The organism is Hutsoniella sourekii ATCC 700629, assembly GCF_000518205.1.
In the GTDB taxonomy this organism is placed as follows: Bacteria; Bacillota; Bacilli; order Lactobacillales; family Aerococcaceae; genus Hutsoniella; species Hutsoniella sourekii.
This window is the reverse complement of record NZ_JADD01000022.1, coordinates 15,215-41,127: the sequence shown is the minus strand read 5'-3', so window position 1 is coordinate 41,127 and position 25,913 is coordinate 15,215. Positions and strand designations below refer to the sequence as shown.

The following is a 25,913-nucleotide window of genomic DNA, read 5'->3' as shown; positions in this document are numbered from 1 at the left end:
GAATAGCTACATCCTGATAAGAAGCGCCGGTCTCCTGCTTAAATCTTAATACATTCAGTTTAAAATTCAATGGATAGTGTTTGTTTGACTTCCTTTTCTTAAGCCCTGACGGGCCTTCCTCTCGAAACTGAGCTACCCATTTTTTGACTAAGGAAGAACTGGAAACGTCATATTTTTTGGTCAGTGACTCGTACCCTAACCGACCTTTTAAGTACTCTTGTACAATTTGTAATTTAAATTCGTAAGAATATTTTTTGGACATAAAATAACCCCCAAAAGTTAGATTTTTAACTCTAACTTTTGGGGGTCAGTACAAGTTTTCAGCTTTTTTTAATTAATTTAAAAGTGAAGTTGTTTCTTTTCTTGATAAAAATCGACTTCTCTTAGGAATCATTAGACTAGGCGTCAACTTAGCCAAGCAGCTCAATACACTTCCCCACAGTAAGGCTGATAAAAAGATACCTAGCCAAAAATGCCAGCTAGTCACTGAGTAAATCTCAGGCTCAGCTAAAAGACTTGGTAATAGCCAATGGTTTAATAATAAATTAGAAAGCACGACCAAGAAAGAAGCAGTATAAATATTTAAATAAGTCGAAGCATACCTCAAATTATTTAAAGTTCTCTGAGTGTTTCTTGCAAACAATCCAGCTAGGCCAGCAGTTAGTAAAGGTAGTATATAGTAAACAACTTGTTCAAATTTGGTGAGCGAACTAGGTAAAATAGCTATTAAAGCCAAGCCTGTTATAAAAGCAGCAATGATACCATTCGCTGGCCCATACCGCAAACTAAGCCATATTAATGGACCCACAGATAAGGCCAAAGGAAATGGACTGATAAGATCAGCTAATAAATATTCCTGACCTAATCCTAAAAGAATAGCTAGAACACTGGCTAATAGCAGATCCAGCAAGAGCCTTTTTGATCTTTGATTCATCTAGTACCTCCTAATTTTGATTAGACTTATTGGGCTGATAGCTAGAAGCTTCCATGATAATAGGTAAGACAACAGGACGTCGTTTAGTCTCTTTAAACAAATACTTACCTAGCTTTTCCCGTAAGTCTCCTTTTAAGTCTCCCCAGTCAAAATTATCACTGGCAAGATGCTCTTCTAAAACATCTAGAGTCATATCCGAACATGTTTGAATCAAATCAATACTAGTCTTCATATAGACAAAGCCACGCGAAGTGATCTGAGGTCCCACTAAAACTTTTTCGAGACGTCTAGAAATCGTCGCAACCACAACAAAAATACCATCTTCACTCAAGATCCGTCGATCACGTAAAACCACATTTCCTATATCCCCAACTCCGAGACCATCTACCAGGGTATCCCCAGCTGTTACAGTCTGAGTCATGGTCATCTTATGGTTCTTATATTCAATCACATCCCCGATATGAGTAAGGAAAATTTGACTATCACTATAGCCTAATTCCTTAGCTAATTGAGCGTGTGCTACTAGCATCCGAGACTCTCCGTTTACCGGAACTAAATATTTAGGTTTCAAGAAATTAATCATAAATTTCAAGTCATCTTGACTAGCATGACCGGATACGGCCATATGGTCAGTAATCGATTGGGTCGTAGCACCCGCTCGGTAAACCAAATCTTTAATTTTGGCTACTTGGGTCTCAACGGCAATCGACGGAGTTGTCGCTAAATAGACTAGGTCTGTGGCTTCAATATTAACATCCGGATGCATGCCTGTAGCCATTTTCTCTAACTCTTGCAGAGGTTCACCGACTTCACCTGTTTGAACGATAACTACCTTGCTAGGATCCATTGAATCCAAGTCTTTCCACTTACCGATTACCTTGCGGCTAGGTAGCTTAATCTTGTCTAATTTAATAGCGACATCAATAATGTCTAGTAGACTCTCTCCGACAAAGAAAATTTGCCGGTGGGTATGGTGAGCTGCATCTAGAAGCTGCTGAATACGCGAAATATTACTTCCTATACTTGCAACCACAACTCGGCCTTCTGCATTTTGAAAAACATTCTGAAGCTCCGATACAATAGCTAAGTCACCTACTGGTCGCACAGGGGTCTCAGCATTAGCTGAATCAGATAATAGGGCTAGGACTCCTGCTTCACCTAGATTGGTTAAGCGGTTAAAGTCAGTTTGATAAAGTTCTGCCGCTGAAGGGTCAAAGCGAAAGTCACCTGTATAAACAATCTTGCCTTGATCAGTGTTTACTACAATCCCGACTGAATCCGGAATGGTATGAGTAGTCTTGAAGAAAGTCACGGAAGCATCCGCAAATTCAATTTCAGTGTCTTCATCGATGCTGAAGAAATTATCTAGATCAACTAGTCCTCTTTGCTTGGCCTGGATTTTAACAAGCTCAATCGTTAATTCGGTTCCAAAGACAGGCGCACTGACAACATCCAGCAAATAAGGAACAGCTCCTACTGCATCTTCGTGACCATTTGTCAAGAAGATCCCAACCACTCGGTCACGATTTTCTTCAAGATAGGTGAAATCAGGAATCACTGCATCTATTCCTAACAATCCTTCCTCAGGGAAAGTAAGACCACAGTCTAAGACAAAAATGGATTCCCCCACTTCAACTAGGTACATATTTTTTCCTTCTTCGCGGACACCGCCAAGAGGAATAATTTTTATTGTTTTACTCATTTTACACCTCATTATAATATAATTAACTGTTTCATAATTTCAATTACATCTATTGTACCATAAAGTACATTGTTCAAGAAAGCTAAGGCTGAAGATATGAGAGATAACGGACTAGTAAAGTAGAAATAAATATAAAAAACCATGTGGCTAGGGATGAAGCCAGTCAAAATATTGACTCGATCCACTCCATGCCAACATGGCTTAAATAGTCATGAAATCTTTATGAATTAAAGCAACTCTTTGCGTGTCAAACGGATTCTTCCCTTGTCATCCACGTCTTTAACTTTAACTTCGACCTTATCACCTAAAGATAGGACATCCTCCACTTTTTCAACCCGATGATTCTCAATTTCTGAAATATGAAGAAGACCATCCTGTTTTGGTAGAATTTCTACAAAAGCCCCATACTTCTCGATCCGTTTAACTTCACCGGTATAAATATCGCCAGGAGCAATCTTATGTGTTAATTGTTCGATAATTTCCTTGGCACGGTTGATCATCGCCTGATCACTTGAAGCAATGGAGACGTTCCCGTCATCATCAATATCAATTTTGACGCCAGTCTCTTCAATGATACCGTTAATTGTTTCACCACCGCGACCAATGACAATACGAATATCATCTGGATCAATCTTAATCATTTCAATCTTCGGAGCGTATGGACTCAATTCTTCTCTTGGCTCAGCAATTGTCTGAGTTAGATTATCTAAAATTTGAAGTCGAGCAGCCTTAGCCTGAGTCAAGGCTTCCTTAAGAATAGCCTCGGTAATACCTTGAATCTTAATATCCATTTGAAGAGCTGTAATTCCTTCAGCAGTACCTGCTACCTTGAAGTCCATATCACCTAAGGCGTCTTCCAATCCTTGAATATCAGTAAGAATGGTGTATTTGCTTTCGTCTTGAGGATCCATAATAAGACCCATCGCAATTCCAGCTACTGGAGCCTTAATCGGAACACCAGCATCCATTAAAGCCAGAGTTCCCGCACAGATAGAAGCCTGAGATGAAGATCCATTTGATTCAAGCACTTCAGCCACTAAACGGATGGTATAAGGGAAGTCTTCGACATCTGGGATCACTTCCAATAGAGCTCTCTCGCCAAGAGCCCCGTGACCAACTTCACGACGGCCAGGGCTACCCATTCTTCCTGTTTCGCCAACAGAATATGGAGGGAAGTTGTAGTGGTGGATGAATCTCTTTCCTTCTTCTGCTCCCAGGCCATCAATAACCTGATGCTCACCAAGGGGAGCTAAGGTTGCAACTGACAAGGCTTGAGTTTGTCCTCTCGTGAATAAGCCTGAACCATGGGTACGTGGAAGGTAGCCTACTTGAGAATCTAATGGGCGAATTTCATCAATGGTACGGCCATCAGGACGAGTGTTTTCGTGGGTAATGAGACGACGAACCTCTGTTTTTTCCAAGTCTTGAAGACTGGAATTAACTGATTTCATTATATCGCCGTATGATGGATCGTCCTGGTATTTTTCTTCAAAATATACTTCAGCGGTCTGCATCACATCAGCGATTGCTTCCTCACGAGCTAATTTCTCTGGTGTTTGAATAGCTTGGATCATGGCTTCTTTATATAAATCTTCGACTTGTTGCTTGATTTCTGGCATGGTCTCAGCAAGTGTTAATTCAAATTTTTCCTTGCCAATGTCTCGTACAACTTCTTCTTGGAAAGCAACAAGCTCTTGAATGGCTTTGTGACCAAATAATAAGGCCTCCAACATTTCATCTTCAGGAACCATCTTTGCGCTGGATTCAACCATGTTAATTGCTTTTTTTGTTCCAGCAACAGTCAGGTGAATATCCGAAGCCAATCCTTGTTCAACACTTGGATTAATGATTAACTCACCATTCACGCGCCCAACATTGACTCCCGCAATTGGCCCATCAAAAGGAATATCTGAATAAGCAAGTGCCAACGAGGAACCTAGCATGGCTGCCATTTCTGGAGCGCAGTCTTGCTCAACAGATAGGACCGTATTGACAATTTGAATTTCATTTCGAACCCCATCTGGGAACATGGGCCGAATTGGACGGTCAATCAAACGAGCAGTTAAAGTTGCATTCTCAGAAGGCCGCCCTTCCCGCTTGATAAAGCCTCCAGGAATTTTACCAACGGAATACATCTTTTCTTCATAATTAACAGTTAGTGGAAAGAAATCCATGCTTGAAGGTTTTTTGGAAGCAACAGCTGTTGATAAAACAACCGTATCACCGTAGCGCACAGTCACCGCTCCATTGGCTTGGCGAGCTAACTGACCAATTTCAATGGTCAGAGGATGACCTGCTAAAGTCGTAGATTTTGTATAAACTTGAGTCATAATGTCCCTCTTTCTATCTTTCATAGGAAGGCTACTAGACAAACATCAACGGATATTTAAGAGAATGCCCGCTCATGCTTGTTTAGTAGCCGAATAAGTACCCTTACTCTCCTTCCTTGACTATCTTATCAGTAATCATAAAAAAAAGGAATAGCAAAGCTATTCCTTTTTTTTATGATTAGCGACGTAATCCAAGGCGCTTAATTAATTCACGGTAACGAGTAACATCGTTTTCACGCAAATAAGCGAGCAAGTTACGACGGTGACCAATCTTTTGCATCAATCCACGGTAAGAGTGGAAATCTTTTTTATGCGTTTTGATGTGTTCGTTTAAAGAGTTAATATCTGCAGTTAATAGAGCAATTTGTACTTCTGGAGAACCTGTATCTCCTTCTTTAAGTGCAAACTCTTTAATAATTTCTTGCTTACGTTCTTTTGATAATGCCATTTCTTTCACCTCTTCTAGTATTTTATCCCAAAGCTAAGTAGAACATCGGTGATGCGTCCAACCGAGCCAAAGGCTGTCAGTCAAATGTCGGCACAAGGCGGCAACAAATGACTACCTGAATATCTTACATGATGTCAACGAGACTTGCAAGTTATTTTTATTGATTTACTTGCAAGGTCTGATAGAGCTCTTTAGCCACTAAGATGGTAAACTGTTCCATCCCTTCCATACTATGATGAATATCATCTTCGCCATACCATTCAGGATGACCTTGTTGGTAAGAATACCAATCAATTTGGTGGACATTGTCATATTTATCAGAAATTTCTTTAACAATTTGATTAACTTCAGCAACGTGTTGAACGCGTGAATTAGTATTGACAAAGAAAACTTCACGGTCGCCAGATAAGGCAACCAAATCCTCAACTGCTTCTAGGTCTAATGAAGCGTTGGTCCCGAGATTAATGACGACATTTTCTTTAACAAATCCCTCATCAATTAACTTTTGATAGATTGGAACAGCATCCCATACTTGCAAGCTATTTTGTCCGTATTCATTACCGTTTTGAAATAGTCCGAGTGAGTATGGTGCTGTTAATTGAATCAGAGAATCGCCGAAGAAGGTAACAGGAACCTGACTAGCAAAGATTAGTTCCTGAGGGGTCAAGGCTTCTAGGACGCCAGGATAAGAACCCGCCAGATCGTCACGTAGTTCTTGTAACTGTTCTTGAGTTTGGCTAATTTCGTGTTCTAATCCAGTGGAGCCTTCCAAGGCCAATTGCGCTTGCTTAATCATAGTGTCTACAGGATCAATCTTACTTTCTTCTTGAATAAAGTTTGTAGCCATAACTTCATCCAATCGCTTTAAAGTTTCCTTAACTTCAACAAGTGGCGCTTCAGCTGGATAGGGTTTTTCCAGTAAGTTAGGCTGATTTTGATAGAGTCGGTACTCTAATTCAAACAAAGCCACCCGCTTATTATCGGCCGACTCCTTCATCCCATTTACAAAAAGGACTAACAGACCTATATAAGCTATAAACAGCCAAGGCTTAGGATTAAAAATCTGTAAGCTTGTAATGGTTTTCCAGGCATCCCTGAGGTCATAAATCGGAGTCAAATGATTGCCCCACCAAATGCGTGGCTGACCCTTTTCAATTAGGTGGTAGAAGATTTCGCCTATAAATAAAAGTCCCAAGATCATCAGACTAGATAAAATCCACTGATTACCGTTAAATAATCTATGTAAACTAAGGACAAAAACAATTACAGGATAATACCATAAGTAGTAAGAGTAAGATCTTTTTCCCAAAGCTGCTAAAAGTTTGATATCAAAGGGCCCTGTAACCAAAGGGGTGCGAATAACGATTAAAAAAGCCAAAAACATACTCAAAATATTAAATACTGGCATATAGAGCAAATAAGTAATCGCAGATGTGTTATCAGCATAAAAAACAAGCGCCAGCATAGGAATGAGAACAAATAGTCCCCAAATATTATAAATATAGCGGCGCCAACTTAAGCCCCTGACAAAATTCAGTAGCGTCGGCGTCATATAAGCCCCGGCCAAACCAATGGCAAAACTAGCAAAGCGTGTATCTAAACCATAATAAACTCGAGAAGGATCGGCGCCAGGCTGGTAAAAAAATAAACTCAATAAATGAGAAGCTGAAGCTAACACTAACCAAATCAAACCCTTAGCAGGAATGTTCAACTTTAACTTATTGGTCAGGAGAACTATGGGAACTGCTAAGAGAAAGGATTGAAGATAGATGGCGTTATACCATAAATGAGTCAAAGGAGAAGCATCTGCCATCTGCACAAAATAACTTTTCTCATTTAGTAGTTGGAAAAAATTATTAGTAAAGGTTAATCCAGAAAGTATCTCACTACGAATATAGTGTAGTTCTTGTCGATTAACCAAGTAAAGTCCTACAACAATAAGCATAATCATCCAAAATAATGGAATAAATAAACGTTCAAAAGTATGTTTTATGTATTTTACTAAGGCTCTCCAATCCGTGCTGGATCCAAGCGTTTGATCTTTCTCCATCTTGTAAGCAAAAAAGTAACCAGATAAGACGAGAAATGTATTCACCATCAGAAAGCCACCAGAGAATAGGTCTGGAAACATATGATAAAAAACGACAGCAACAATAGCAAAGCCTTTAACCCCATCAAAAGCAGATAAGCGAAATGGTCTTTCCACCCCAAATCACTCCTTTCTAAATCCTAACCATTGTATCTTAATTGATGGCTTTTTTAAAGAGAATAAAAGAACAAAAACAGCCAACCGTCTTTGTTCTTTTACTAATTGTTATTTAAAATGAGCCTTTAGTTCCATGATAATATCTCGTAAATCAGCCGCAGCTTCAAAATTAAGATTTTTAGCATGTTCGCGCATCTCAAGTTCTAGACGTTCAAGCTGTTCTTCTCTTTGCAAACGTGACAAGGACTTGAACTGCTGGTAAATATTCTCTTCTTGTTCTTCACTTGATACATCTTGACTGATCTTAATTAAGTCCCGAACTTCCTTCTTAATCGTCTTCGGTACAATTCCATGCTCTTTATTATAAGCTTGTTGGATTTCACGACGACGATAGGTCTCATCAATCGCCGTTCTCATAGATTCAGTAATAGTATCGGCATACATAATCACCTGGCCATTCTCATTACGAGCCGCACGGCCAATGGTTTGAATGAGTGATCTTTCGCCTCTTAGGAAGCCTTCCTTATCTGCGTCAAGAATCGCTACCAATGATACTTCAGGGACATCCAGTCCTTCTCTAAGAAGGTTAATTCCCACTAAGACATCAAAGACTCCCAGCCTTAGATCACGGATGATCTCAGTTCTTTCTAAGGTTTTGATATCACTATGCAAATATTTAACTTTAATATCAATCTCTTTTAGATAATCTGTTAAATCCTCTGACATTTTCTTAGTTAATGTCGTTATAAAGACTCTCTCATCCTTAGCTACCCGGTCATGAATCTCATTAACCAAGTCATCAATTTGCCCCTTAATGGGTCTAACTTCAATTTCTGGATCCAATAAACCGGTTGGTCGAATAATTTGTTCAACAAATTCACCATTAGTATGCTCTAATTCATAAGGTCCTGGCGTTGCAGAAATGTAGATGATTTGATTGACATGGTTTTCAAATTCTTCCAAGCGTAAAGGCCGGTTATCTAAAGCACTCGGTAAACGGAAGCCATATTCTATCAGCTGTTCTTTACGCGCTTTATCTCCATTATACATGCCCCGAATCTGAGGCATGGTCATATGGGACTCATCGACTACAATCAAATAATCATCTGGGAAAAAGTCAAGCAAGGTGAAAGGTTGTTCACCTGGCTGACGGCCATCCATATGTCTGGAATAATTTTCGATCCCATTAGTATAGCCCATTTCAAGTAGCATTTCGATATCGTAGTTCGTTCTCTGCTCAAGTCTTTGAGCTTCTAAGAGCTTGTTTTGATCAATTAATTCTTCCAAGCGCTCCTCAAGTTCTTGACGAATCGTAACCACTGCGCGTTCTGTCTGGTCTTTATTAGCAACAAAGTGGGTCGCTGGATAAATAGGATAGTGAGACAAGTCGCTCTTAACTTCCCCCGTTAACACATCCACTTCCCGAATCCGATCAATTTCATCGCCAAAAAACTCGACGCGAATCACTTCACTATCTCTAGATGCCATAAATATTTCAACAACATCGCCTCTAACTCGGAAAGTTCCCCGTTGAAAGTCAATATCATTTCTTACAAATTGCATATCTATCAATCGACTGATAACCGCCTCGCGACTAATCTCTTGCCCCTGTCTTAGAGAAAGTACCTGATCACGGTACATTTCCGGGTCGACCAAACCATAGATACATGAAACAGAAGCCACTACGATGACATCACGTCTTTCCAATAAAGCGGAAGAAGCGGAGTGTCGTAACTTATCGATTTCGTCGTTGATGGATGCCTCTTTCTCAATATAGGAATCTGAAGCCGGAACATAGGCTTCCGGCTGGTAGTAATCATAGTAAGAAACAAAATATTCAACGGCATTATCTGGGAAAAACTCCAAAAGCTCACTATATAACTGCCCAGCCAGAGTTTTATTGTGGGCTAATACTAGTGTAGGCTTGTTTACATTTTGGATAACATTGGCTATCGTAAAGGTTTTACCTGTACCGGTTGCTCCAAGTAAAATTTGTTCTTTGCAACCCGCTTCAATACCCTGACTTAATTTTTCAATCGCTTGGGGCTGATCCCCTCCTGGTTGATAGGGGGCTTTTAATTTAAATTCGTTCATGACTGATTCCTTTCTAATATACTTGGCAGAAAGTCCACTATGAATGGTTCGCTAACTCCTCTTGGTTCAAGATTTGAAAGCTATGAATCTCCCCTTCAGAAACAGTGACGATGACAGATACTACTTCTTCAGCTGGGCGCTCCTCTTCGCCAGCATAGACCCAACCAAATTGAATTTGCTCGGGATCTGACATAAAGGTCATCTCTGTTTCAGCGGGACCCCACTTATCCACCAAACTAGTCAGATCAATTTCATTATTGGCCAGTTTATTTGATAAGTCTTGACCCTTGATTGAGAATGGGACTAACATCTTAGGCTGGCGGTTCTCGCGCGTTACTTGGCTGACCCGTCCCTGATTAATAGCTAAGGTGATGACTTGCCATGAATCCTGCTCTTGCCCTATCCAATGATAATAGTTACTAGACTCAAAGTCTTCAATCACTGAAGCTTTGGGTAAATGAGAAGCAAGGTCATCATAAGTCAGGGAAGTATTCGCCTGCATCTGGTCAAGTAAACTTTGATAAAGTTGATCAAGTTGATCATAGGAGTAAAAATTTTCAACCCCCTCTGCAATCATCGGCTTCAAAATCGCTTGATGATCAGTGTCTAATTGTTGCACGTGCTCTGAAGTTCGATCTGATAATTGCTCGTTAGCCATTACCGGGCTCGGTGCCAATAAGATGATTAGCGAAAATAACCATAAACTTTTTCTTAAATGGTACATAACAATACCTCCTTGTATTAGAACCTATTATACTGTCTGTCATCAGAAAATACTAAAAATTTATATTGCAATACACCTAAAATATTGTGTATAATTAACACTGTTGACTATGTTAATTAAAGTTGATAAAATAACACAGTTAAAACTTTGATGAAAGAGGTGACGTCAATGGCAAACTCCAAACAAGCGATCAAACGTGTTCGTCAAGCACATAATGTTACTGATCGTAACAATGCGCAAACTTCAAAGATGCGTACTGCAATCAAGAACGCTCTTAAAGCAATTGAATCAGGCGAAGGTGATGTGCAAGCTTTAGTCAATGAAGCTTACAGACAAATCGACCGTTCTGCTAACCGTGGTTTAATCCATGCCAACAAAGCAAGCCGTGAAAAATCAAGAATTGCTCAATTATTAGAAGCTTAATGTTAAAAAAGTCTAGTTGTAAAGCTAGACTTTTTTATTTTGTACTATTTTTGTCAATAAGACAATAAAATGAGTCTGGGGATTCCCGTAGCCAGTCTTCATAGCATAATCAACTGCTACGATTTCCTGATAAATAATCTTAAGCTCTGCCAAAGTCATAATTTTGGAATTTTCAAGGGCTAATTTGACCCGGTAAGGGTGAATGCTTAATTCACTCGCAATTTGTCCCTGGTTAAACCCCATCGATGATAAGATCTTGCTTTGAATCATTACTCGAAATTGAGAGGTTAAGAGTGCATGTAACTGAACCGGATCGTTACGCATTAAGATCAGATCTTGGTAAATTTGGACGGTTCGTTCAAGTTGCTGGGTCAATAAGGCATTTGTTAATTCAAAGACATCTGACTCCAAAGTTCGCGGAACCAAGGAACGTACAACCTCAATGTTAATGGGTTTACCCAAGGTCGAGTAAGATCTTAATTTAACTAATTCATTCATTGCTTCACTTAACTGATAATTGACTCGTTCCAATAGCTCCCGTTGAGCTTCACGAGTGATCTGCAAATGTGTATCTTGAATTGTTTGATGGACATAGCGTTCCACATCTGCAGCTTGTAGGGGGCTGATATCAATCATAATCGTTTCTTTAACGAAAGCTTTAACAATCTTTCGACGTTTATCAATTTGATCTTGGGAGCAATAGAATACCAGTACGGATTGTTGATTAGGAGATTGGATGTAGTCGATCAACCTTTTTTCTTGATTAGGAGTTAATTTATTTTTTGGTTGGCTGGTTAGAAAATCTGCATTCTCAACCATAATCACCCGATATTCAGCAAAAAATGAAAATAAATTAGCTTCATCTAAAATATCGTCCACGCTAGATTCTGATAGATCCAGATGCACGAGGTCAGGTTCATCATCAAACATAGCCAGTAAATTTTCGTTAAATTGATGTTTAAGAAACACTTCGCTACCATATATATAGTAGACCGGAGCTAAGTGCCCTTGCTTTAGTTTTTGGATTTCTTTTTGAATGTTAGTCATAATGGTCTCTTTCTAATTACTTGCGCCCTTATTAATAGTTAGTTATACTAGGTTAAATTTATCCTTAGAACAGAAAGTGAGGGATTAAATGCGGCCCATTATAGGAATTACAGGCAATACCCTATCATTAAATCGACCAGAAGATGTAGATAGCTTTCCTGTAAATTACTCACCAAGAAGTCTATCTAGAGCTATCGAGCGCGCCGGGGGACTTCCATTAATTATTCCCATCAGCCACCGTAGATCCAGTCTTCAATACTTGGAAATTATTGATGGCTTATTATTAGCTGGGGGCCAGGATGTCTCTCCCCTATTCTATGGTGAAGAGCCGAGAAAAATTCTCGGTAGCACCTCACCTGAACGCGACCAATTTGAATTAGGTCTGATTCAAGCAGCTATCGATAGACATAAGGCGATCTTAGGTGTCTGCCGGGGCATGCAATTAATCAATGTCGCCCTAGGAGGTACTCTTTATCAAGATATTGATGAGAATGCCGATTTTTCCATTCAACATGTACAAAAATCCATGCCCCATTATGTCACTCATTCCATCCGAGTAGAGGCTGGAAGTCATGCAAGTCAATCCTTGCCACGACACTTACTGGTGAACTCATTCCATCATCAAGCAATTAAAGATCTAGCACCGCCATTAAAGGCCGTAGCCAAAGCAAGTGATGGCTTAATTGAAGCCATTGAAGCCGTCAATGATCAGCTTAATATATTAGCTATTCAATGGCATCCGGAACTACTCTTTGACCACGATAGTCCTAGCTTATCACTCTTCGAGGATTTAGTACACCGTTCTAAATCCAAATAGAGTCTTACTTTCACTTTGTGGTATTTATAAATGAAAACCTGCTAAGAAGCTGTTACCAGTCTTCCTAGCAGGTTTTTTAACGTTAATCGTCTCTGGATTAAAAGTCCCGCGGACCATTAAAAGTATAATTATTGTGGTGATAAGTCATCGATAAGATCAATCCTACACCAATCATGTTACTTAATAGGGCTGATCCCCCTTGTGAAACAAAAGGTAGAGGAACCCCGGTGATAGGTAGGAGACCAATGTTCATTCCAATATTTTCAACGATATGGAAGAGAATCATGGAAATAACACCCGTCGCAATGTAGGTGTAAAATTCACTTTTTGTATCAAAGCAAGTTTGAACCATTTGGTAGATTAATAAGAAGTAAATAAATAATAAAACTGCACATCCAAGAAAGCCAAAGTTTTCAGCAATTGTCGTAAAGATAAAGTCTGATTCTCTAACCGGTACACTCACTTGCGAGACACCGAGGCCCTTACCGACTAATTGACCGGATCCAATCGCTTTCAAACTCTGAACTAATTGATAACCTGTTCCTTGAGGGTTATCGAAGGGGTCAAGCCAGTCATGAATTCTAGCTACTTGGTAGTCATGTACCAAGCCAGTATTAGTCAAAATTTGTGGATATTCTGCCATGATAAAGATTAATCCACCACCTATTCCAACTGCTAAAAGAATAGCTGGCAAAATAATTTTCCATGAAATACCTGACATCAAGACCATACCAGCCGTAATGGCTAAAACTACCAGATTGGTTCCCAAGTCATTTTGAAGTTGAATCAGAATAACTGGCGGTAGGGCTGCTAGCGCCATCTTGCCCAACAACTGCCAATCCGAACGTACCGTCCGCTTTGTAACATTATTGTTGTGCTGGGTAATAATCTGGGCTTGAAATAAAATATAAGCTGGTTTAAATACTTCTGATGGTTGAAAGGAGAAAGGTCCTAATCTAAACCAGGAGGTGGCCCCTGTTTCAAAGGCTACTTCGCGGTCATAGAAGATTAAGACTAAGACAAGTAAGATCAAGCCAAAGCCATATAAATATTTAGCCATCCGCCAATATTGTTCAGCATTGAATTGCATCACGACGATAATAGCCAAGGCCCCTACCCCATACCATAAGGCATGAAAAAGTGTGGGTCGTAAATCCTGCCCTTCAATGAGAGCCGTAGTGGCATAAACAGAGACCAAACCAATAATGGCTAATAAGATAACCGTGAGGATAATTCCATAATCGACTCTATTTTCATGTTTTTTGATTAATTGCCGTGAAAGATTCATTCGCTCTGACACTCCTTTGAAAGTATTGTTTTTTCTTGAGAATCAACCCTTATCTGATGACTAAGGGCTTTTTCACTATGATAATAGGGATTGAAATTTTCACTTTGCTGGCGGTAACTTTTAGGATGGCTGGTCCGTTGCTTGAGTTTCCAATAAGGCACTTCTAGATAATCATGAAAAAAAACATTAATATAAGCGCCCACTACAATGACCATAGCATTAAAATAAAGCCAAATAATCAAAATCACTAAGACCCCAATCGTATTATTACCAGCTCCCTTACCTGAAAAACGCATATAGAGTGGAAAAAGTTGAGATACTAGGTTGAATCCGATAAAACTAAATAAACTGCCAGGCAGAGAATATTTAATTGGCCAATTCACATTGGGAATAAAATGATACATAACCACTAAAAGTAAAAAGGTAATAATTAAAGTAATCAACCACGTTTGTTGAAGCAGAGAATAAATAAAAATCGACTCAAAAGAGAGATGACTGCCTAAAAAATCGATCACACCTTCACCAAAAACAAAAACAAAGGTCAAAACAATTAAAGCTATCACAACAGCCAGAGTAAAGACATAAGCAAAAGCCCTTGCTAGTAGTGCATTTTTACGGCGATTAGCCTTATAAATAGTATTGAACACCCGTTGCAGGGTATTGAATACATTTGACGCCGGCCACAGCGATATGATTAAGGAAAGTGAAAACACACTTGAAGATGTTGAAAACAAATAATCAGTCAATAAAGGGATGATTATTGACTCGATTTCATCTGGTAGGGCTATTTGAATACCAGTAATAATCTGGCTCTTATCAATTGGTAGTACAGCGATCACATTTGCTAGCGCCAATATGATGGGAACAAATGACCAGATGACATAAAAAGAAAGTTCCGCTGCATAGGAACCAAAGGTTAATTGTTGATTATTCAATTTAAAGGTCTTCCTTAGCCTCTGCAACCGACCTGCTGCTTGTCTTGCCATCTTCTACTCCTTTTGGGTGAATTATTAATCTAGATTAACATACAATAAAGGAAAATGCACTTCAAATTCAATGCTAAATAAAATTTGAAAAGCGCCCTAATTATCTCTTTAGACAAAATATCCAGAGATAGCTATAATAAAGGTACAACTTTAAGGAGGTTTACTATGAGTCAAGGAGTTACATTTTATTTTGTTCGCCACGGTGAGACCTACTTCAACCAATATAATCGCATGCAAGGTTGGGCAAATGCCCCGCTGACAGATAAAGGAATTGCTGATGTCCGACGCAGTGGTCGAGGCCTCAATGAATTAGAATTTGATGCTGTTTATACTAGTGATCTCCAACGTACGATTGATACCGCTCAAATCATTCTAGAGGAAAACCAACATGCTGACAAGTTAACCATCCAACCCATGTATGCCTTTCGTGAAGTATTCTTTGGAAGCTTTGAAGGCTTACCTGCCAAAGACATTTGGCCCAAAGTCACCCAAGAAGTAGACCATGATCTACCTGTTGGTGGGGAACTGGCTCTTCAAAGAACGCTCAACTTGATTAAAAAGTTAGATCCTTATGGTGAAGCGGAAAACTATGTCGAATTTTGGAATCGAGTTGAAGCAGGTCTTTTAGAGCTACTAAACAAACATTCAGGAACCGGTCAAAACATTCTTGTCGTTTGCCATGGATTGACAATTCGTAATTTGCTTGAAGCCTTGGTGGCCGATTTTGATGAGGTTGAGCCACTTGACAATGCCTCTGTATCGATTGTCAAATATGAGAATGGCCAATTCAAAATGACCGCTTACAATCAGACTGATCACTTTAAAGATGTGGCTAAAAAATCAGACAGTCACGACTAATTATTTGATCCTATAGCTTATATCCCAACCAATAAATAAAACCATCCAAGTGGATGGTTTTATTTTACGTGGATCAGCCTTTTTTTCTCTGACTACGACGTTTCTGACGCGCTTTAGAGCGAGCTTGCTTCTTACGGTGATCCTTAATGTTTCTTTCCAGTTTACGTTTATAGCCTGGTTTAACCTTTTTCTTCTTGCTCTGATTAATCATCCGTGTAATTTCCGGATCAGATTCTTGGTTTTGCTGACCCTTTCTCTCCATACGCCGTGACCGTTGGTCAGTTGACTTAAGTTCTCCATTAATGAGTCGGACTTCCTCAAACTGAATGCCCTTGTATTCCAATTTACTGATCATTAGATCATCATCTGGTGTCACAAACGTGATCGCATCACCAGGGACTTGATTACGACCCGTCCGACCCACTCGGTGAATAAAGAACTCTAGTTCCTGAGGTACTTCTGTATTGATAACTAGAGAAGTTCCTGGAATATCAATCCCCCGAGCTGCCAGGTCCGTAGCAACAACAAATTGATAGTCTAAATTTCTAATTTGACGCATTAAACGGTTACGGTCTCTGGATGGAATGTCGCCATGAATCGTCGCAATCTTTAGTCCCTTTTCTTTGAGATAAGTAGATAATTCATTAGCGTAATCCTTCGTGTTAACAAAGACAAGAGCAAGAAATGGATGGCCCATCATCAAGAGTTCATAGACAAGTTGCTTGCGGTCCATTCCTTTAGTGTTTAGCAAATAATTTGTAATATAAGGGGAGATAATCTCGCGATTCTCTATCACCACAGTTTCCGGATGATCCATGTATTTGTTTAAGAAGATAGATAATTGCTGAGGAATGGTTGCAGAAAATGCCATCATCTGAAGAGAATCAGGCATTCTCGAAGCAATTTCATCGACAATCGGTAGAAAACCTAAATCCAAAGTCATATCGGCTTCATCAACCACCATGATTTTCCCTGTTTGCACCCAGAGGGCATGTTCACTCATTAAGTCTAAAATCCGACCAGGCGTACCGATGACAATATGAGGTTGGTGACCAGATCTAAGACGGTCCAATTGGCGTTCTTTATCTGTTCCACCTATATAATTTACAATTTGAATGTTGGACTCAAAGTGGGTCGTAAGTTGTCGCGCTACCTCAAATAGCTGACTGGCTAACTCCCGACTAGGCGCAGTGATCACGGCCTGAACTTCTGCCCGTTCAGGATCAATAGCTTGCATGATTGGAATCAGGAAACTATGGCTCTTACCGGACCCAGTTTGAGATTGGACAATTAAATCACTTCCAGCCAATGCCCTTGGGATAACTTCTTCTTGGACAGGTGTCAATTCATTAAAATGTAAATCTTGAATCGCTTGAATTAGTTCATTTTTTAATGGTAATTCTGTGAATTTCAAGGAATCACTCCTTTTCTGACAGATTAGCTTGATAGTCTTTAACAGCTTGTTTTAATAAGTGAATAATTTGATCCATCTCTTCTTTTGATTCTGCATTAGCCCCACTTGCTTTAGCATGGCCACCACCACCAAATTGCTCAGCAATTTGATTAATAGCTGGTCCTTTAGACCGAAGTCTGACCCGCCAATTGGGGGCCGTCGATTCTTGCTGAATAAAGATGGCCCAGGCCTTCATGCCATCAATTAAGCCTGGCAAATTAGTGATTGAATTCGTTTGTTCCTCACTAATATCAAAGTTTTTCAAATCTTCTCGACTAATAACGACACTGGCTACTCCTTCCGGCAATAATTGAATTTGCTCCAGAATATAACCTTGAAATTTGGCCTGATTAACTGACATCGTTTGAAAGTGATCGGCAATTTGAAATGTTGAGATATCCTGTTTGGCTAAAAAGGCTGCCATTTCAAAAGTAAGTGGCGTCGTATTATCATGAATGAAGCGACCAGTATCACCGACAATACCAGCATAGAGCAAACTGGCAGCCTTGGCATTCATGGCTAGCTTGTCTCCCAATGAAGAAGACAGTAGGGTTATCATTTCACTTGTTGAAGAAGCTTGGGAATAAACAATTTCCAAGTCACCATAGGAATCAACCAGTAAATGGTGGTCCAACTTCAAAATGACATCTGCCTGGTCATAATAATCCCCATCAATCCTTGGACGGTTAGCCGTATCCAAGATGATAGCTAAGGCATTGGTATAGTCCTCTTTCTTCACTGAATCCATCTGACCCATCCATGCTAAACCTTTGCTTGAGCTACCGGCTACTAGGACATTTTTATCTGGATAGTTATAAAGAATTAATTCTTTAAGTCCTAGCTGGGAGCCTAGAGCATCTGGATCCGGCCGTATGTGTCGGTGAATAATGATTGTTTGGTAACGGCCAATGGCATCGATAAAGGAATCGACGTCTTGATTTGTAAAATACATTTGTTAGTTCCTTTCAATAATTTGCAGGGTAAGGATGGCCCGTGCGGCCAAACTATTTTCAATATAAACATTAACCTCAACCAGCGCCGACCGCCTCGTTAGATGAAATATTTCCACTGAAAATTGAATTTCATTGCCAATTTGAATCAAGTTAAAGTAATTTAAATCGATTTGCTCAACAATATTATTTAAACTAGTCGCATCTAGAACCTTTTGATTGGCAGCATAGGTAATCAGTTCAACCAAAACGCCGTAGGATATGGTCCCTAAACTATTAATCATCTGAGGTTGGACCAGGGCTCGGTAATCATAAGAATAACGTTCAGTTGTAATTGGAAATTCTTCAATGTAAGCTGTGATTTCATCTTCAAGAGTATTGATATTTTGGGGTTGCTGTTGGACGCTCTGGAGGGCTCGCATCACATCTTGACGAGAAACAACGCCCAATAACTTTTGATTGTCAGCGACCACTGGAATCATCTCAATATCTTCCCAGATCATTTTATGAGAGACTGACGCAACGCTCATATGCTTTTGAACAGTGACTAGATCTTTGGTCATAATACGCTCTATCGGCGTCTGTTCACTATAACCCATTAAGTCTTTAGCTGTAATCACGCCTATCAACCGGCCATTTGAGACCACCGGAAAGCGCGATAAGCTGGTTTGGTTGGCCAATATTCGAAAATCAGCAACCGTATCACCACTCTGTAACGCTACCGATTGATCAAGAGGCGTATAAATATCCGCAACTGTAATAATTTCATGACTAATTTCTTGGTCAGAAAGTGACCGGTTGATCATTGTCGCAACCGTAAAAGTATCATGAGTGGTTTGAATAACAGGTAGTTGTTTGGTGTTGGCTAACTCTATAATTGAGGCACTCGGGTTAAAACCACCGGTTAATAGGACTGCCACATTATTCTCCAGAGCCAGTCGTTGAATATTTTCACGGTTACCAACGATAATTATGGTATTGGCTGCAAAGTATTTGCTCACAGCTTCAGCCCTCATCGCACCAATAATGAAATTATTGAGAGGCTTATCTAAACCATTGACACCACCCACAACTTCTCCGCCTGTTATCCGTGCTATTTCTCTAAAAGTGAGTAATTCCCGGTGACGTGTAGCTTTTTGTTCGATTCGGATGGTCCCCACCCGTTCAATCGTTGATACGTAACCTTTATCTTCAGCCTGCTTAATTCCTCGATAAGCAGTCCCATCCGAAATATCGAGTTGCTTGGCTAGACCGCGGACAGATATTTTTTCACCTATTGGCAAATTTTTGATGTAATCGACTACTAGTCTTTGTTTTCTTCCCATCTCTTCACGCCCTTTACAAGACCCATTAAGAAAGCGATTATCTTCAATTATTGTAGCATATTTCCTTATCTAAAGACGAACGATATCCTATTCAAGATCTAATTCCAGCCACTCATAGGCGGAATCTTGGAAGTTTGATACGGAAACTCCCAGTAATCGAACCGATTTCTCTAACTGACCGTGTTCCATCCATAGGTCCCATACCGTTTCCCAACAGGTCTCGTAATCATTAAAGGCCTGTTTGAGCTGAATTTGTCTAGACAGAGTTTGAAAATCTTCATAGCGAACCTTTAGCGTGACGGTGGTCGCCTTAATATTGAGTTCAATTAAACGATCACTAACCTGTCGGGTTAATTTTTCCAAGGCGCGTTGGATCTCGCCTTCTTGTCTTAAGAATTGGCCAAATGTTGTTTCCTTGCCTAAAGACTTTCTTTCCCTCTGGGGGTTAACTGGCGCATCATAAATACCCCTTACTTTAAAGTAAAGGGAGTGTCCCATCTTTCCAAAATGATACTCTAAAGTTTTCAAATCCCATTGATATAAGTCATAACCATTTTTGATGCCTAATTCATGAAAATGAGGCACAGATTTTTTGCCAACACCATGAAAATCTTCAATAGCCAATTGCATCAGAAATTCATGTGCCTGACTAGGATCAACCAAGGTAATACCATGCGGTTTCTTGAAATCCGACGCTAGTTTAGCAATGAATTTATTATAAGAAACCCCAATCGAACAAGTTAGCTTTAACTTTTGATAGATTTCAGCTTGAATTTCTTGCGCTAAGAGGGTCGCCGAGGGCGCCTTTTTCTTATTATGTGTTACGTCCAAATAAGCCTCATCTAAAGCCACTGGTTCCACTAAATCAGTATAGGAAAAAAATATTTCCCTAATTTGATTGGATACTTGCCGGTAATAATCATGGCGTCCAGGAATAAAAATAGCCTTAGGACAACGATTTAGAGCTTCTTGGGCGGACATGGCGGAATGAATCCCGTACTCTCTAGCCTTATAATTGCAGGTAGCAACGATCCCTCGTCCACCTGTTAGCCTTGGATGTCTGGCTATTACAACTGGCTTGTCACGTAGTTTAGGATTATCTCTTACTTCCACAGAAGCATAAAAAGCATCCATATCAACATGAAGTATCTTTTTGGAGTAATTCGGCTTTGGCTCCTTAAAAGTTAAGATCCCGTACTGCATTTTGTCACCACCTTGTTGCCATTATACAAACATTTGTTCGAGAGCACAAGAAAGAAAACCGGCCTGAAGGGGCCGGTTAAATAATGGGTTAATCTAGGTCTGAAAGATTTTCGTCTTTGGCTAATTCATTAGCGCGCTCAATCTCTTCTTGACGCTCTTCAATATTGCCGCCTTGAGTCACTTGACCGATAGCTTGAAGTGAAAACGTAAGATATACCCCTTCACAATCTAGCACAACCGTCTGACTGGATTGACTCACCTCATCAACCACACCGTGTAATCCCCCTAGGGTAACCACACTGTCACCAGGTTTTAATTCTTCCAGCATATTCTTCTTTTGTTGAGCCGCCTTTTGTTGAGGCCGGATCATCATAAAATATAAAATACCAAACATGACAAGCATGGGTAGTAAAGTTCCAATTAATTCCATGAATTATATCTCCTTTCAATAAAACTAACTAATAGTTCAAGTCTAACACGAATAGAACGGGATTTCACTTAAAACATCTTTGCATTAGGCTGATTATAGCCATACTCTTCAAAAAATGCTTCACGAAATTCTAATAACTGGTCGTCTCGAATCGCTTGACGGACATCGCGCATCAATTGCAATAGGAAATGAACATTATGAATCGAAGCGAGTCGCAAACCAAAGATTTCGTCTGATTTTATAAGGTGACGCACATAAGCCCGCGTATAGTTTTTACAAGTATAACAATCACATTTAGGATCAATCGGGTTAAAGTCACGAGCATATTTAGCATTTTTGACAACTAGTCGGCCGGAGTGGGTCATACAAGTTCCATTACGGGCAATACGGGTGGCTAAAACGCAATCAAACATATCTACACCACGGATGACACCATCAATTAAAGCATCTGGTGAACCAACTCCCATGAGATAACGCGGTTTATCCTTGGGTAGTTCAGGAGTCAAGTAGTCCAGTACCTGATTCATCTCTTCCTTACTCTCACCCACTGACAGACCCCCAATTGAATAACCCGGAAAATCAAGACTAACCATATCTCGGGCATGTTGAATCCTTAAATCTTTATAGCCAGCCCCCTGACAAATACCAAAAAGTGCTTGATCTTGGCTTCTTTGGTGAGCCTTGAGACCCCGTTCTGCCCAACGAGTGGTCCGATTGATAGAATCTTTTACGTATTCATAGGTATGGTGGAAATCAGGACACTCATCAAAGGACATGATAATATCTGCTCCAAGCGCATTTTGAATTTGGATGGCTTTTTCAGGCGATAGGAATAATTTTTCTCCAGAAATATGGTTTCTGAAGTGAACACCTTCTTCTTTTATTTTGCGAATATCGGACAATGAAAAGACTTGAAATCCTCCAGAATCCGTTAGAATTCCCCGGTCCCAATTCATAAATGAATGAAGGCCTCCGGCTTCTTCCACAATATCTTCACCAGGGCGTAACCATAAGTGATAGGTATTGGATAAGACAATCTCAGCCCCCATCTCCTTTAATTCTTCCGGTGACAAGCTTTTAACTGTGGCCAGGGTCCCGACAGGCATATAGATAGGAGTTTCAAATGAACCGTGGGGAGTGTGAAGGATTCCAAGGCGGGCACCTGTATTTTTTTCTTCTTTGATTAGTTCATAGCGAATCGGACTATTCTTTGTTTGAGTCATATCGTGCTCCTTATTCCATTAATTCAACTTCCATGACAACTGGATAAAGCTTGCCGGTCAAATAAAAGCGATTTCCTTCAATATGAGCGATACCATTGAGGCTGTCCATTTGAGCCAGCTGGTCTTCACTTAATTCAAGTTGATCAATTAGTGGCTGAATGTCATAAGTTTTAACCACTTGTCCAGTCATCGTGTCTATTTTAATAATAGTCATAGTATACCAAACATTAGCAAAAATAAAACCGTCAACCCATTCTAATTCATTTAAACGATTGATCGGACGCCCTTGAGATTTAACATCCAAAGTAGACATAATAGCGAAGTTGTCCAAATCTCGTTGGTAGATTTTATTACTGCCATCGCTCATCCATAAACTTTGACTTTCTGAATCATAAGCGAGCCCCCATCCTTCTCCTTGATAAGGGATCTTGTCAACAAGTCTTAGGTCATGAGGATGTCTGATCAATAAACTGCCTTCCCGCCATGATAATTGATATAAATAATCCGGGCTCCAGGTAATTCCTTCCCCAAAGTAAGCCTTTGGTAAGTCTACCCTTTTTTCAACTTGACCTGTCTTTAAATTCAAATAACCTATTGAGGAGCTGCCATAACCCCCAGTTCCGATAGTGAGCTTACCTTCAGGGCTCATTTCAAGTCCTTGGGTAAATGCTTGGGGATCACTGGGGAAAGCTGCCAATAAATTTACTTCAGCTGCTCTTGACCTTAATGGAACCCCCAATAGGAGAATCCCTAGAATAAACCAGCGCCAATTCTTCATCAGTCATCCTTCCTTTCTTAGCATAGATAAATCCACCCTGAACTGCTAAAATAAACTTAGCTCGTTTGGAAAGGATAAATATTATGATCAATTATTCAATACTCGTATCAATTATCAGATGGGTTCTGCTCATTTTTAATGGAAAAAGCAAAATTTATGGCTTAGACCATCTTCCTAAGGATCAGCCTGTTATTTTTGCTGCTACCCACCAATCTAATACGGACCCCTTCTTCTTAGCCGCAGCTATTCAACCGAAAGTCGTGGCCTTTATGGCCAAGGAAGAATTGTTTCGCTTTAAACCACTAGCCTGGTTGCTCAATAAAGGGCATGTGTTTCCTGTGAACCGGCAAAATCCATCCACAAAAAGTATACGGCACGCGGCAACCTTACTCAAACAAGGTGATAAAAATTTAGGAATCTTCCCTACCGGTAGCAGGCATAGTGATGAGATAAAGCCAGGAACTGCCTTTATTCAGAAATTATCCAAAGCAACTATTATTCCTGTTGCCATTCAGCCTCCAATTGGCTTTATCCAATTCATTATGCGTAAGCAAGCTTACTTGGCATTTGGTCAACCCATTGCCTACGATTCCTCGACTAAATACGATAAAGATAAGCTAGCCGAAATTGACCAAACTATTCAAAAGCAATGGAATCAGCTGAATCAACTGATTGATGGAAAAAAATAAAAGAGAAGCCCCTCCAAAAAGCTGGAGGGGCCTTTTATTAATCTCTAACCTTCATTGAATTCATAATTTGTTGGACTTTTTTTCTAGATGGTTTCTGTCCCATACTAGTCATCATCTGCGTGATCATACGCTCATCAATAGGAGGATTTTTTTTGAAATAATCCATCATATAACGGCGAGCCATAAAGAAGCCTCCCGCAAAACCACCAATCAAAGCGATAACAACAATCACAATCCAAATCCAAGTTTCCATTTACATTCCTCCAAACTAATTCTACTTAAGTATCTTATCTTAAATCCAAGTAAAATACTATGCCTAATTAAAGTTCCTGATCGCGCCCGTGCAATCCTTTTTCTTTTTGAATATCTTTTACCTTTTCTGGGGTGAGATCATTTCCTTTAGGATCTACAATTTTGATTCCCTCTACATTATTTGCAAAAGATTGTCTAAACGATTTTAAATATTCCTGATGTAGAGCCTTACGCTCGGCTTGCTCTTGATCAGTGAGTGTGCCTGACTTTTTCTTGGCTGCCAATTCGTTCAGGCGAGCCATTTTTTCTTTACTTAACATCATTTCCTCCTTGCGAACATTTGTTTGAAAACACCTCTAAGCCATGCTATAATTGTAGCAACAATAATTAAGGGTGTGAAACTATGACAACCATCTCAGATAAACAATTGAGTGTGCTTCGCTGTATTTACGATGCCATTCAAGATAACGGCTATCCACCAACGGTTAGAGAAATTGGTCGAACCGTTGGACTAGCTTCCACCTCAACCGTCCATGGCCATATCTCCCGCTTAGAACAAAATGGTTACCTCATTAAAGACTCAGCTAAAACACGTGCCATCGAATTAACCCAAAAAGGCTTAGACGAATTAGGTATTCAACCAACGTCCATACCAGTTTTGGGCCGGGTAGCCGCTGGTTCTCCTATCCTAGCCGTTGAAGAAGCAACTGATTTCTTCCCGATTGCTCCCGATCTAGCCCACTTTGATTCTAAAGATCTGTTTATGCTTGAAATTGTCGGCGACTCGATGGTCAACGTAGGCATTCTAAATGGGGACCTTATTACCGTTAGAAGGCAACCTTCCGTCGAAAATGGCGAGATTGTCGTTGCCTTGACAGCTGATAATGAAGCAACCTGCAAGTCATTTTATAAAAGAAAAGACCACTATATTCTGCGACCTGAAAATGACTATATGGATGATATCATCCTAGATGAAGTGACCATTTTAGGCAAAGTTGTTAGTCTTTACCGTCAATTCTAAGATTTAATCCCCTCAGGGGATTTTTTTGTTCCCAGGTATTATAGCCCAAAGTCTTTTATTTGTTAAGCTGGAGCTTGGAATCGTCCTCACCATAGAATAAATGATACATTCGCTCAATCGATGAGAGGGGGCCAACATAGTAGAGCCGGTCTTGCTCCTGTAAGATAAAATAAGGCCCAGGGGAAATCACCAATTCTCCCTGACGACGAACAGCCACCAAGGTCGCTTCCGTTTGATGCCATAGATTTATATCTGCTACCGACAAGTTGAGCCAGTGAGCCTTTTCTGTTAATAAAAGTTCATTGGGAACAAAAGGATAATAATCTATCGTTTTATGCATTTGATCCATATACTGGTTTAATTGCTTTTCAAACTGTTGCCAAATCGCTTTTTGTTGTTGGTAATTATCCAAAATTTCCAACCGGGACTCTTCTAAACTCTGAATATCCTTGTACTGTTTAACATATTGCTTGGCTTTGGCTTGGGAAGCTACAAAGGAACCGCTACCTTTGAAGGTAGAAACAATCCCTAAATCTTTTAAGACAATCAGAGCTTTACGTCCTGTCTCGAATGAGACTTGATAAGTTTGTGAGATAAAGCCTCTAGCAGATATTTTCTCCCCCTCTTTAATTTCACCATTAGCGATCATTTCGGCTAATTGACTGGCAATTTGAATATACTTTGCTTGCTTAATTTGACGCATAATGACACCTCCTACCCCTAGCTTGCTTA

The 25,913-nt window shown here is 39.9% G+C and carries 26 protein-coding genes; 5 read left to right on the top strand and 21 right to left on the bottom strand.

Features of this window, described 5'->3' with window-relative positions; genetic code table 11:
• The 8 genes from T408_RS0106310 to T408_RS0106275 all read right to left on the bottom strand — a co-directional run.
• The coding region (locus T408_RS0106310; RefSeq protein WP_028118119.1) for a helix-turn-helix domain-containing protein at positions 1-262 on the bottom strand (262 nt) is incomplete at its 3' end.
• A 72-nt stretch (positions 263-334) separates the two neighbouring features.
• The gene (locus T408_RS0106305; protein ID WP_028119194.1) at positions 335-934 is read right to left on the bottom strand and encodes an energy-coupled thiamine transporter ThiT; all 600 of its coding nucleotides are present in this window, start codon (positions 932-934) and stop codon (positions 335-337) included.
• Positions 935-944: 10 nt separating this feature from the next.
• A complete protein-coding gene (locus T408_RS0106300) occupies positions 945-2,636 on the bottom strand; it encodes a ribonuclease J (protein ID WP_028119193.1) in 1,692 nt (563 codons plus the stop codon).
• 227 nt (positions 2,637-2,863) lie between these two features.
• Positions 2,864-4,966 (bottom strand): polyribonucleotide nucleotidyltransferase, encoded by a 2,103-nt coding sequence (pnp, locus tag T408_RS0106295; RefSeq protein ID WP_028119192.1) that lies wholly within the window; start codon positions 4,964-4,966, stop codon positions 2,864-2,866.
• A 178-nt stretch (positions 4,967-5,144) separates the two neighbouring features.
• Positions 5,145-5,414, bottom strand: coding sequence for a 30S ribosomal protein S15 (gene rpsO, locus T408_RS0106290; protein ID WP_028119191.1), 270 nt, complete (start codon positions 5,412-5,414; stop codon positions 5,145-5,147).
• Positions 5,415-5,571: 157 nt separating this feature from the next.
• Positions 5,572-7,620, bottom strand: coding sequence for an acyltransferase family protein (locus T408_RS0106285; RefSeq protein WP_028119190.1), 2,049 nt, complete (start codon positions 7,618-7,620; stop codon positions 5,572-5,574).
• Between the two features lie 108 nt (positions 7,621-7,728).
• On the bottom strand, positions 7,729-9,714 hold the full coding sequence (gene uvrB / locus T408_RS0106280) for an excinuclease ABC subunit UvrB (RefSeq protein ID WP_028119189.1): 1,986 nt from the start codon (positions 9,712-9,714) through the stop codon (positions 7,729-7,731).
• A 37-nt stretch (positions 9,715-9,751) separates the two neighbouring features.
• The gene (locus tag T408_RS0106275) at positions 9,752-10,438 is read right to left on the bottom strand and encodes a hypothetical protein (protein ID WP_028119188.1); all 687 of its coding nucleotides are present in this window, start codon (positions 10,436-10,438) and stop codon (positions 9,752-9,754) included.
• 168 nt (positions 10,439-10,606) lie between these two features.
• On the opposite strand from T408_RS0106275, the gene rpsT reads away from it, so the two are divergent.
• A complete protein-coding gene (gene rpsT, locus T408_RS0106270; RefSeq protein WP_028119187.1) occupies positions 10,607-10,861 on the top strand; it encodes a 30S ribosomal protein S20 in 255 nt (84 codons plus the stop codon).
• 24 nt (positions 10,862-10,885) lie between these two features.
• On the opposite strand, the gene holA is transcribed toward rpsT, so the two are convergent.
• Complete coding sequence (gene holA, locus T408_RS0106265; protein WP_035420294.1) at positions 10,886-11,908, bottom strand: DNA polymerase III subunit delta; 1,023 nt, start codon at positions 11,906-11,908, stop codon at positions 10,886-10,888.
• Between the two features lie 88 nt (positions 11,909-11,996).
• Here holA and T408_RS0106260 point away from each other — a divergent pair, with 88 nt between their 5' ends.
• The gene (locus T408_RS0106260) at positions 11,997-12,725 is read left to right on the top strand and encodes a gamma-glutamyl-gamma-aminobutyrate hydrolase family protein (protein WP_028119185.1); all 729 of its coding nucleotides are present in this window, start codon (positions 11,997-11,999) and stop codon (positions 12,723-12,725) included.
• Positions 12,726-12,822: 97 nt separating this feature from the next.
• On the opposite strand, the gene T408_RS0106255 is transcribed toward T408_RS0106260, so the two are convergent.
• Both T408_RS0106255 and T408_RS0106250 read right to left on the bottom strand, forming a co-directional pair.
• Entirely contained in the window at positions 12,823-14,013 is a 1,191-nt protein-coding gene (locus T408_RS0106255; RefSeq protein ID WP_028119184.1) for an FtsW/RodA/SpoVE family cell cycle protein, read from the bottom strand.
• Complete coding sequence (locus tag T408_RS0106250; RefSeq protein WP_028119183.1) at positions 14,010-14,999, bottom strand: YihY/virulence factor BrkB family protein; 990 nt, start codon at positions 14,997-14,999, stop codon at positions 14,010-14,012. The genes T408_RS0106255 and T408_RS0106250 overlap by 4 nt, the downstream gene beginning before the upstream one ends.
• A gap of 165 nt (positions 15,000-15,164) precedes the next feature.
• Here T408_RS0106250 and T408_RS0106245 point away from each other — a divergent pair, with 165 nt between their 5' ends.
• Positions 15,165-15,857: a histidine phosphatase family protein gene (locus T408_RS0106245; RefSeq protein WP_028119182.1), complete on the top strand. Its 693-nt coding sequence runs from the start codon at positions 15,165-15,167 to the stop codon at positions 15,855-15,857.
• Between the two features lie 73 nt (positions 15,858-15,930).
• On the opposite strand, the gene T408_RS0106240 is transcribed toward T408_RS0106245, so the two are convergent.
• The 7 genes from T408_RS0106240 to T408_RS0106210 form a co-directional block, all read right to left on the bottom strand.
• A complete protein-coding gene (locus T408_RS0106240; protein WP_028119181.1) occupies positions 15,931-17,271 on the bottom strand; it encodes a DEAD/DEAH box helicase in 1,341 nt (446 codons plus the stop codon).
• A 4-nt stretch (positions 17,272-17,275) separates the two neighbouring features.
• On the bottom strand, positions 17,276-18,262 hold the full coding sequence (locus T408_RS0106235) for a DHH family phosphoesterase (protein WP_028119180.1): 987 nt from the start codon (positions 18,260-18,262) through the stop codon (positions 17,276-17,278).
• 3 nt (positions 18,263-18,265) lie between these two features.
• Positions 18,266-19,585, bottom strand: coding sequence for a DRTGG domain-containing protein (locus tag T408_RS0106230; protein ID WP_028119179.1), 1,320 nt, complete (start codon positions 19,583-19,585; stop codon positions 18,266-18,268).
• Positions 19,586-19,672: 87 nt separating this feature from the next.
• Positions 19,673-20,788 carry a DNA polymerase IV gene (gene dinB / locus T408_RS0106225; RefSeq protein ID WP_028119178.1) on the bottom strand — a complete coding sequence of 372 codons (1,116 nt, stop codon included), beginning with the start codon at positions 20,786-20,788 and terminating at the stop codon, positions 19,673-19,675.
• Between the two features lie 88 nt (positions 20,789-20,876).
• Positions 20,877-21,218 (bottom strand): preprotein translocase subunit YajC, encoded by a 342-nt coding sequence (gene yajC, locus T408_RS0106220; protein ID WP_028119177.1) that lies wholly within the window; start codon positions 21,216-21,218, stop codon positions 20,877-20,879.
• A 68-nt stretch (positions 21,219-21,286) separates the two neighbouring features.
• Positions 21,287-22,441 carry a tRNA guanosine(34) transglycosylase Tgt gene (gene tgt, locus T408_RS0106215; RefSeq protein ID WP_028119176.1) on the bottom strand — a complete coding sequence of 385 codons (1,155 nt, stop codon included), beginning with the start codon at positions 22,439-22,441 and terminating at the stop codon, positions 21,287-21,289.
• 10 nt (positions 22,442-22,451) lie between these two features.
• Positions 22,452-23,219, bottom strand: coding sequence for a glutaminyl-peptide cyclotransferase (locus T408_RS0106210; RefSeq protein ID WP_028119175.1), 768 nt, complete (start codon positions 23,217-23,219; stop codon positions 22,452-22,454).
• A gap of 83 nt (positions 23,220-23,302) precedes the next feature.
• Here T408_RS0106210 and T408_RS0106205 point away from each other — a divergent pair, with 83 nt between their 5' ends.
• Positions 23,303-23,908: a lysophospholipid acyltransferase family protein gene (locus tag T408_RS0106205; RefSeq protein WP_028119174.1), complete on the top strand. Its 606-nt coding sequence runs from the start codon at positions 23,303-23,305 to the stop codon at positions 23,906-23,908.
• 37 nt (positions 23,909-23,945) lie between these two features.
• Here T408_RS0106205 and T408_RS0106200 read toward each other — a convergent pair whose 3' ends face one another.
• On the bottom strand, positions 23,946-24,161 hold the full coding sequence (locus tag T408_RS0106200; protein ID WP_028119173.1) for a YneF family protein: 216 nt from the start codon (positions 24,159-24,161) through the stop codon (positions 23,946-23,948).
• A 67-nt stretch (positions 24,162-24,228) separates the two neighbouring features.
• Positions 24,229-24,480 carry a DUF896 domain-containing protein gene (locus T408_RS0106195; protein ID WP_028119172.1) on the bottom strand — a complete coding sequence of 84 codons (252 nt, stop codon included), beginning with the start codon at positions 24,478-24,480 and terminating at the stop codon, positions 24,229-24,231.
• Positions 24,481-24,563: 83 nt separating this feature from the next.
• Between T408_RS0106195 and lexA the strand changes: the two genes are divergently transcribed.
• Positions 24,564-25,181 (top strand): transcriptional repressor LexA, encoded by a 618-nt coding sequence (gene lexA / locus T408_RS0106190; RefSeq protein WP_028119171.1) that lies wholly within the window; start codon positions 24,564-24,566, stop codon positions 25,179-25,181.
• A gap of 55 nt (positions 25,182-25,236) precedes the next feature.
• On the opposite strand, the gene T408_RS0106185 is transcribed toward lexA, so the two are convergent.
• On the bottom strand, positions 25,237-25,884 hold the full coding sequence (locus tag T408_RS0106185) for a TrkA C-terminal domain-containing protein (protein WP_028119170.1): 648 nt from the start codon (positions 25,882-25,884) through the stop codon (positions 25,237-25,239).
• Positions 25,885-25,913 lie beyond the last annotated feature (29 nt).

Excerpts from the sequence above, each read along its gene's own strand:
- T408_RS0106250 (WP_028119183.1), bottom strand. The coding sequence starts at position 14,999 with ATGGCAAGACAAGCAGCAGGTCGGTTGCAGAGGCTAAGGAAGACCTTT.
- T408_RS0106185 (WP_028119170.1), bottom strand. The coding sequence starts at position 25,884 with ATGCGTCAAATTAAGCAAGCAAAGTATATTCAAATTGCCAGTCAATTA.
- T408_RS0106245 (WP_028119182.1), top strand. The coding sequence starts at position 15,165 with ATGAGTCAAGGAGTTACATTTTATTTTGTTCGCCACGGTGAGACCTAC.
- T408_RS0106305 (WP_028119194.1), bottom strand. The coding sequence starts at position 934 with ATGAATCAAAGATCAAAAAGGCTCTTGCTGGATCTGCTATTAGCCAGT.
- yajC (WP_028119177.1), bottom strand. The coding sequence starts at position 21,218 with ATGGAATTAATTGGAACTTTACTACCCATGCTTGTCATGTTTGGTATT.
- T408_RS0106195 (WP_028119172.1), bottom strand. The coding sequence starts at position 24,480 with ATGTTAAGTAAAGAAAAAATGGCTCGCCTGAACGAATTGGCAGCCAAG.
- rpsO (WP_028119191.1), bottom strand. The coding sequence starts at position 5,414 with ATGGCATTATCAAAAGAACGTAAGCAAGAAATTATTAAAGAGTTTGCA.
- rpsT (WP_028119187.1), top strand. The coding sequence starts at position 10,607 with ATGGCAAACTCCAAACAAGCGATCAAACGTGTTCGTCAAGCACATAAT.
- T408_RS0106230 (WP_028119179.1), bottom strand. The coding sequence starts at position 19,585 with ATGGGAAGAAAACAAAGACTAGTAGTCGATTACATCAAAAATTTGCCA.
- T408_RS0106260 (WP_028119185.1), top strand. The coding sequence starts at position 11,997 with ATGCGGCCCATTATAGGAATTACAGGCAATACCCTATCATTAAATCGA.
- tgt (WP_028119176.1), bottom strand. The coding sequence starts at position 22,441 with ATGACTCAAACAAAGAATAGTCCGATTCGCTATGAACTAATCAAAGAA.
- T408_RS0106205 (WP_028119174.1), top strand. The coding sequence starts at position 23,303 with ATGATCAATTATTCAATACTCGTATCAATTATCAGATGGGTTCTGCTC.
- lexA (WP_028119171.1), top strand. The coding sequence starts at position 24,564 with ATGACAACCATCTCAGATAAACAATTGAGTGTGCTTCGCTGTATTTAC.
- dinB (WP_028119178.1), bottom strand. The coding sequence starts at position 20,788 with ATGCAGTACGGGATCTTAACTTTTAAGGAGCCAAAGCCGAATTACTCC.
- holA (WP_035420294.1), bottom strand. The coding sequence starts at position 11,908 with ATGACTAACATTCAAAAAGAAATCCAAAAACTAAAGCAAGGGCACTTA.
- pnp (WP_028119192.1), bottom strand. The coding sequence starts at position 4,966 with ATGACTCAAGTTTATACAAAATCTACGACTTTAGCAGGTCATCCTCTG.
- uvrB (WP_028119189.1), bottom strand. The coding sequence starts at position 9,714 with ATGAACGAATTTAAATTAAAAGCCCCCTATCAACCAGGAGGGGATCAG.
- T408_RS0106235 (WP_028119180.1), bottom strand. The coding sequence starts at position 18,262 with ATGTATTTTACAAATCAAGACGTCGATTCCTTTATCGATGCCATTGGC.
- T408_RS0106300 (WP_028119193.1), bottom strand. The coding sequence starts at position 2,636 with ATGAGTAAAACAATAAAAATTATTCCTCTTGGCGGTGTCCGCGAAGAA.
- T408_RS0106210 (WP_028119175.1), bottom strand. The coding sequence starts at position 23,219 with ATGAAGAATTGGCGCTGGTTTATTCTAGGGATTCTCCTATTGGGGGTT.
- T408_RS0106275 (WP_028119188.1), bottom strand. The coding sequence starts at position 10,438 with ATGTACCATTTAAGAAAAAGTTTATGGTTATTTTCGCTAATCATCTTA.
- T408_RS0106255 (WP_028119184.1), bottom strand. The coding sequence starts at position 14,013 with ATGAATCTTTCACGGCAATTAATCAAAAAACATGAAAATAGAGTCGAT.
- T408_RS0106200 (WP_028119173.1), bottom strand. The coding sequence starts at position 24,161 with ATGGAAACTTGGATTTGGATTGTGATTGTTGTTATCGCTTTGATTGGT.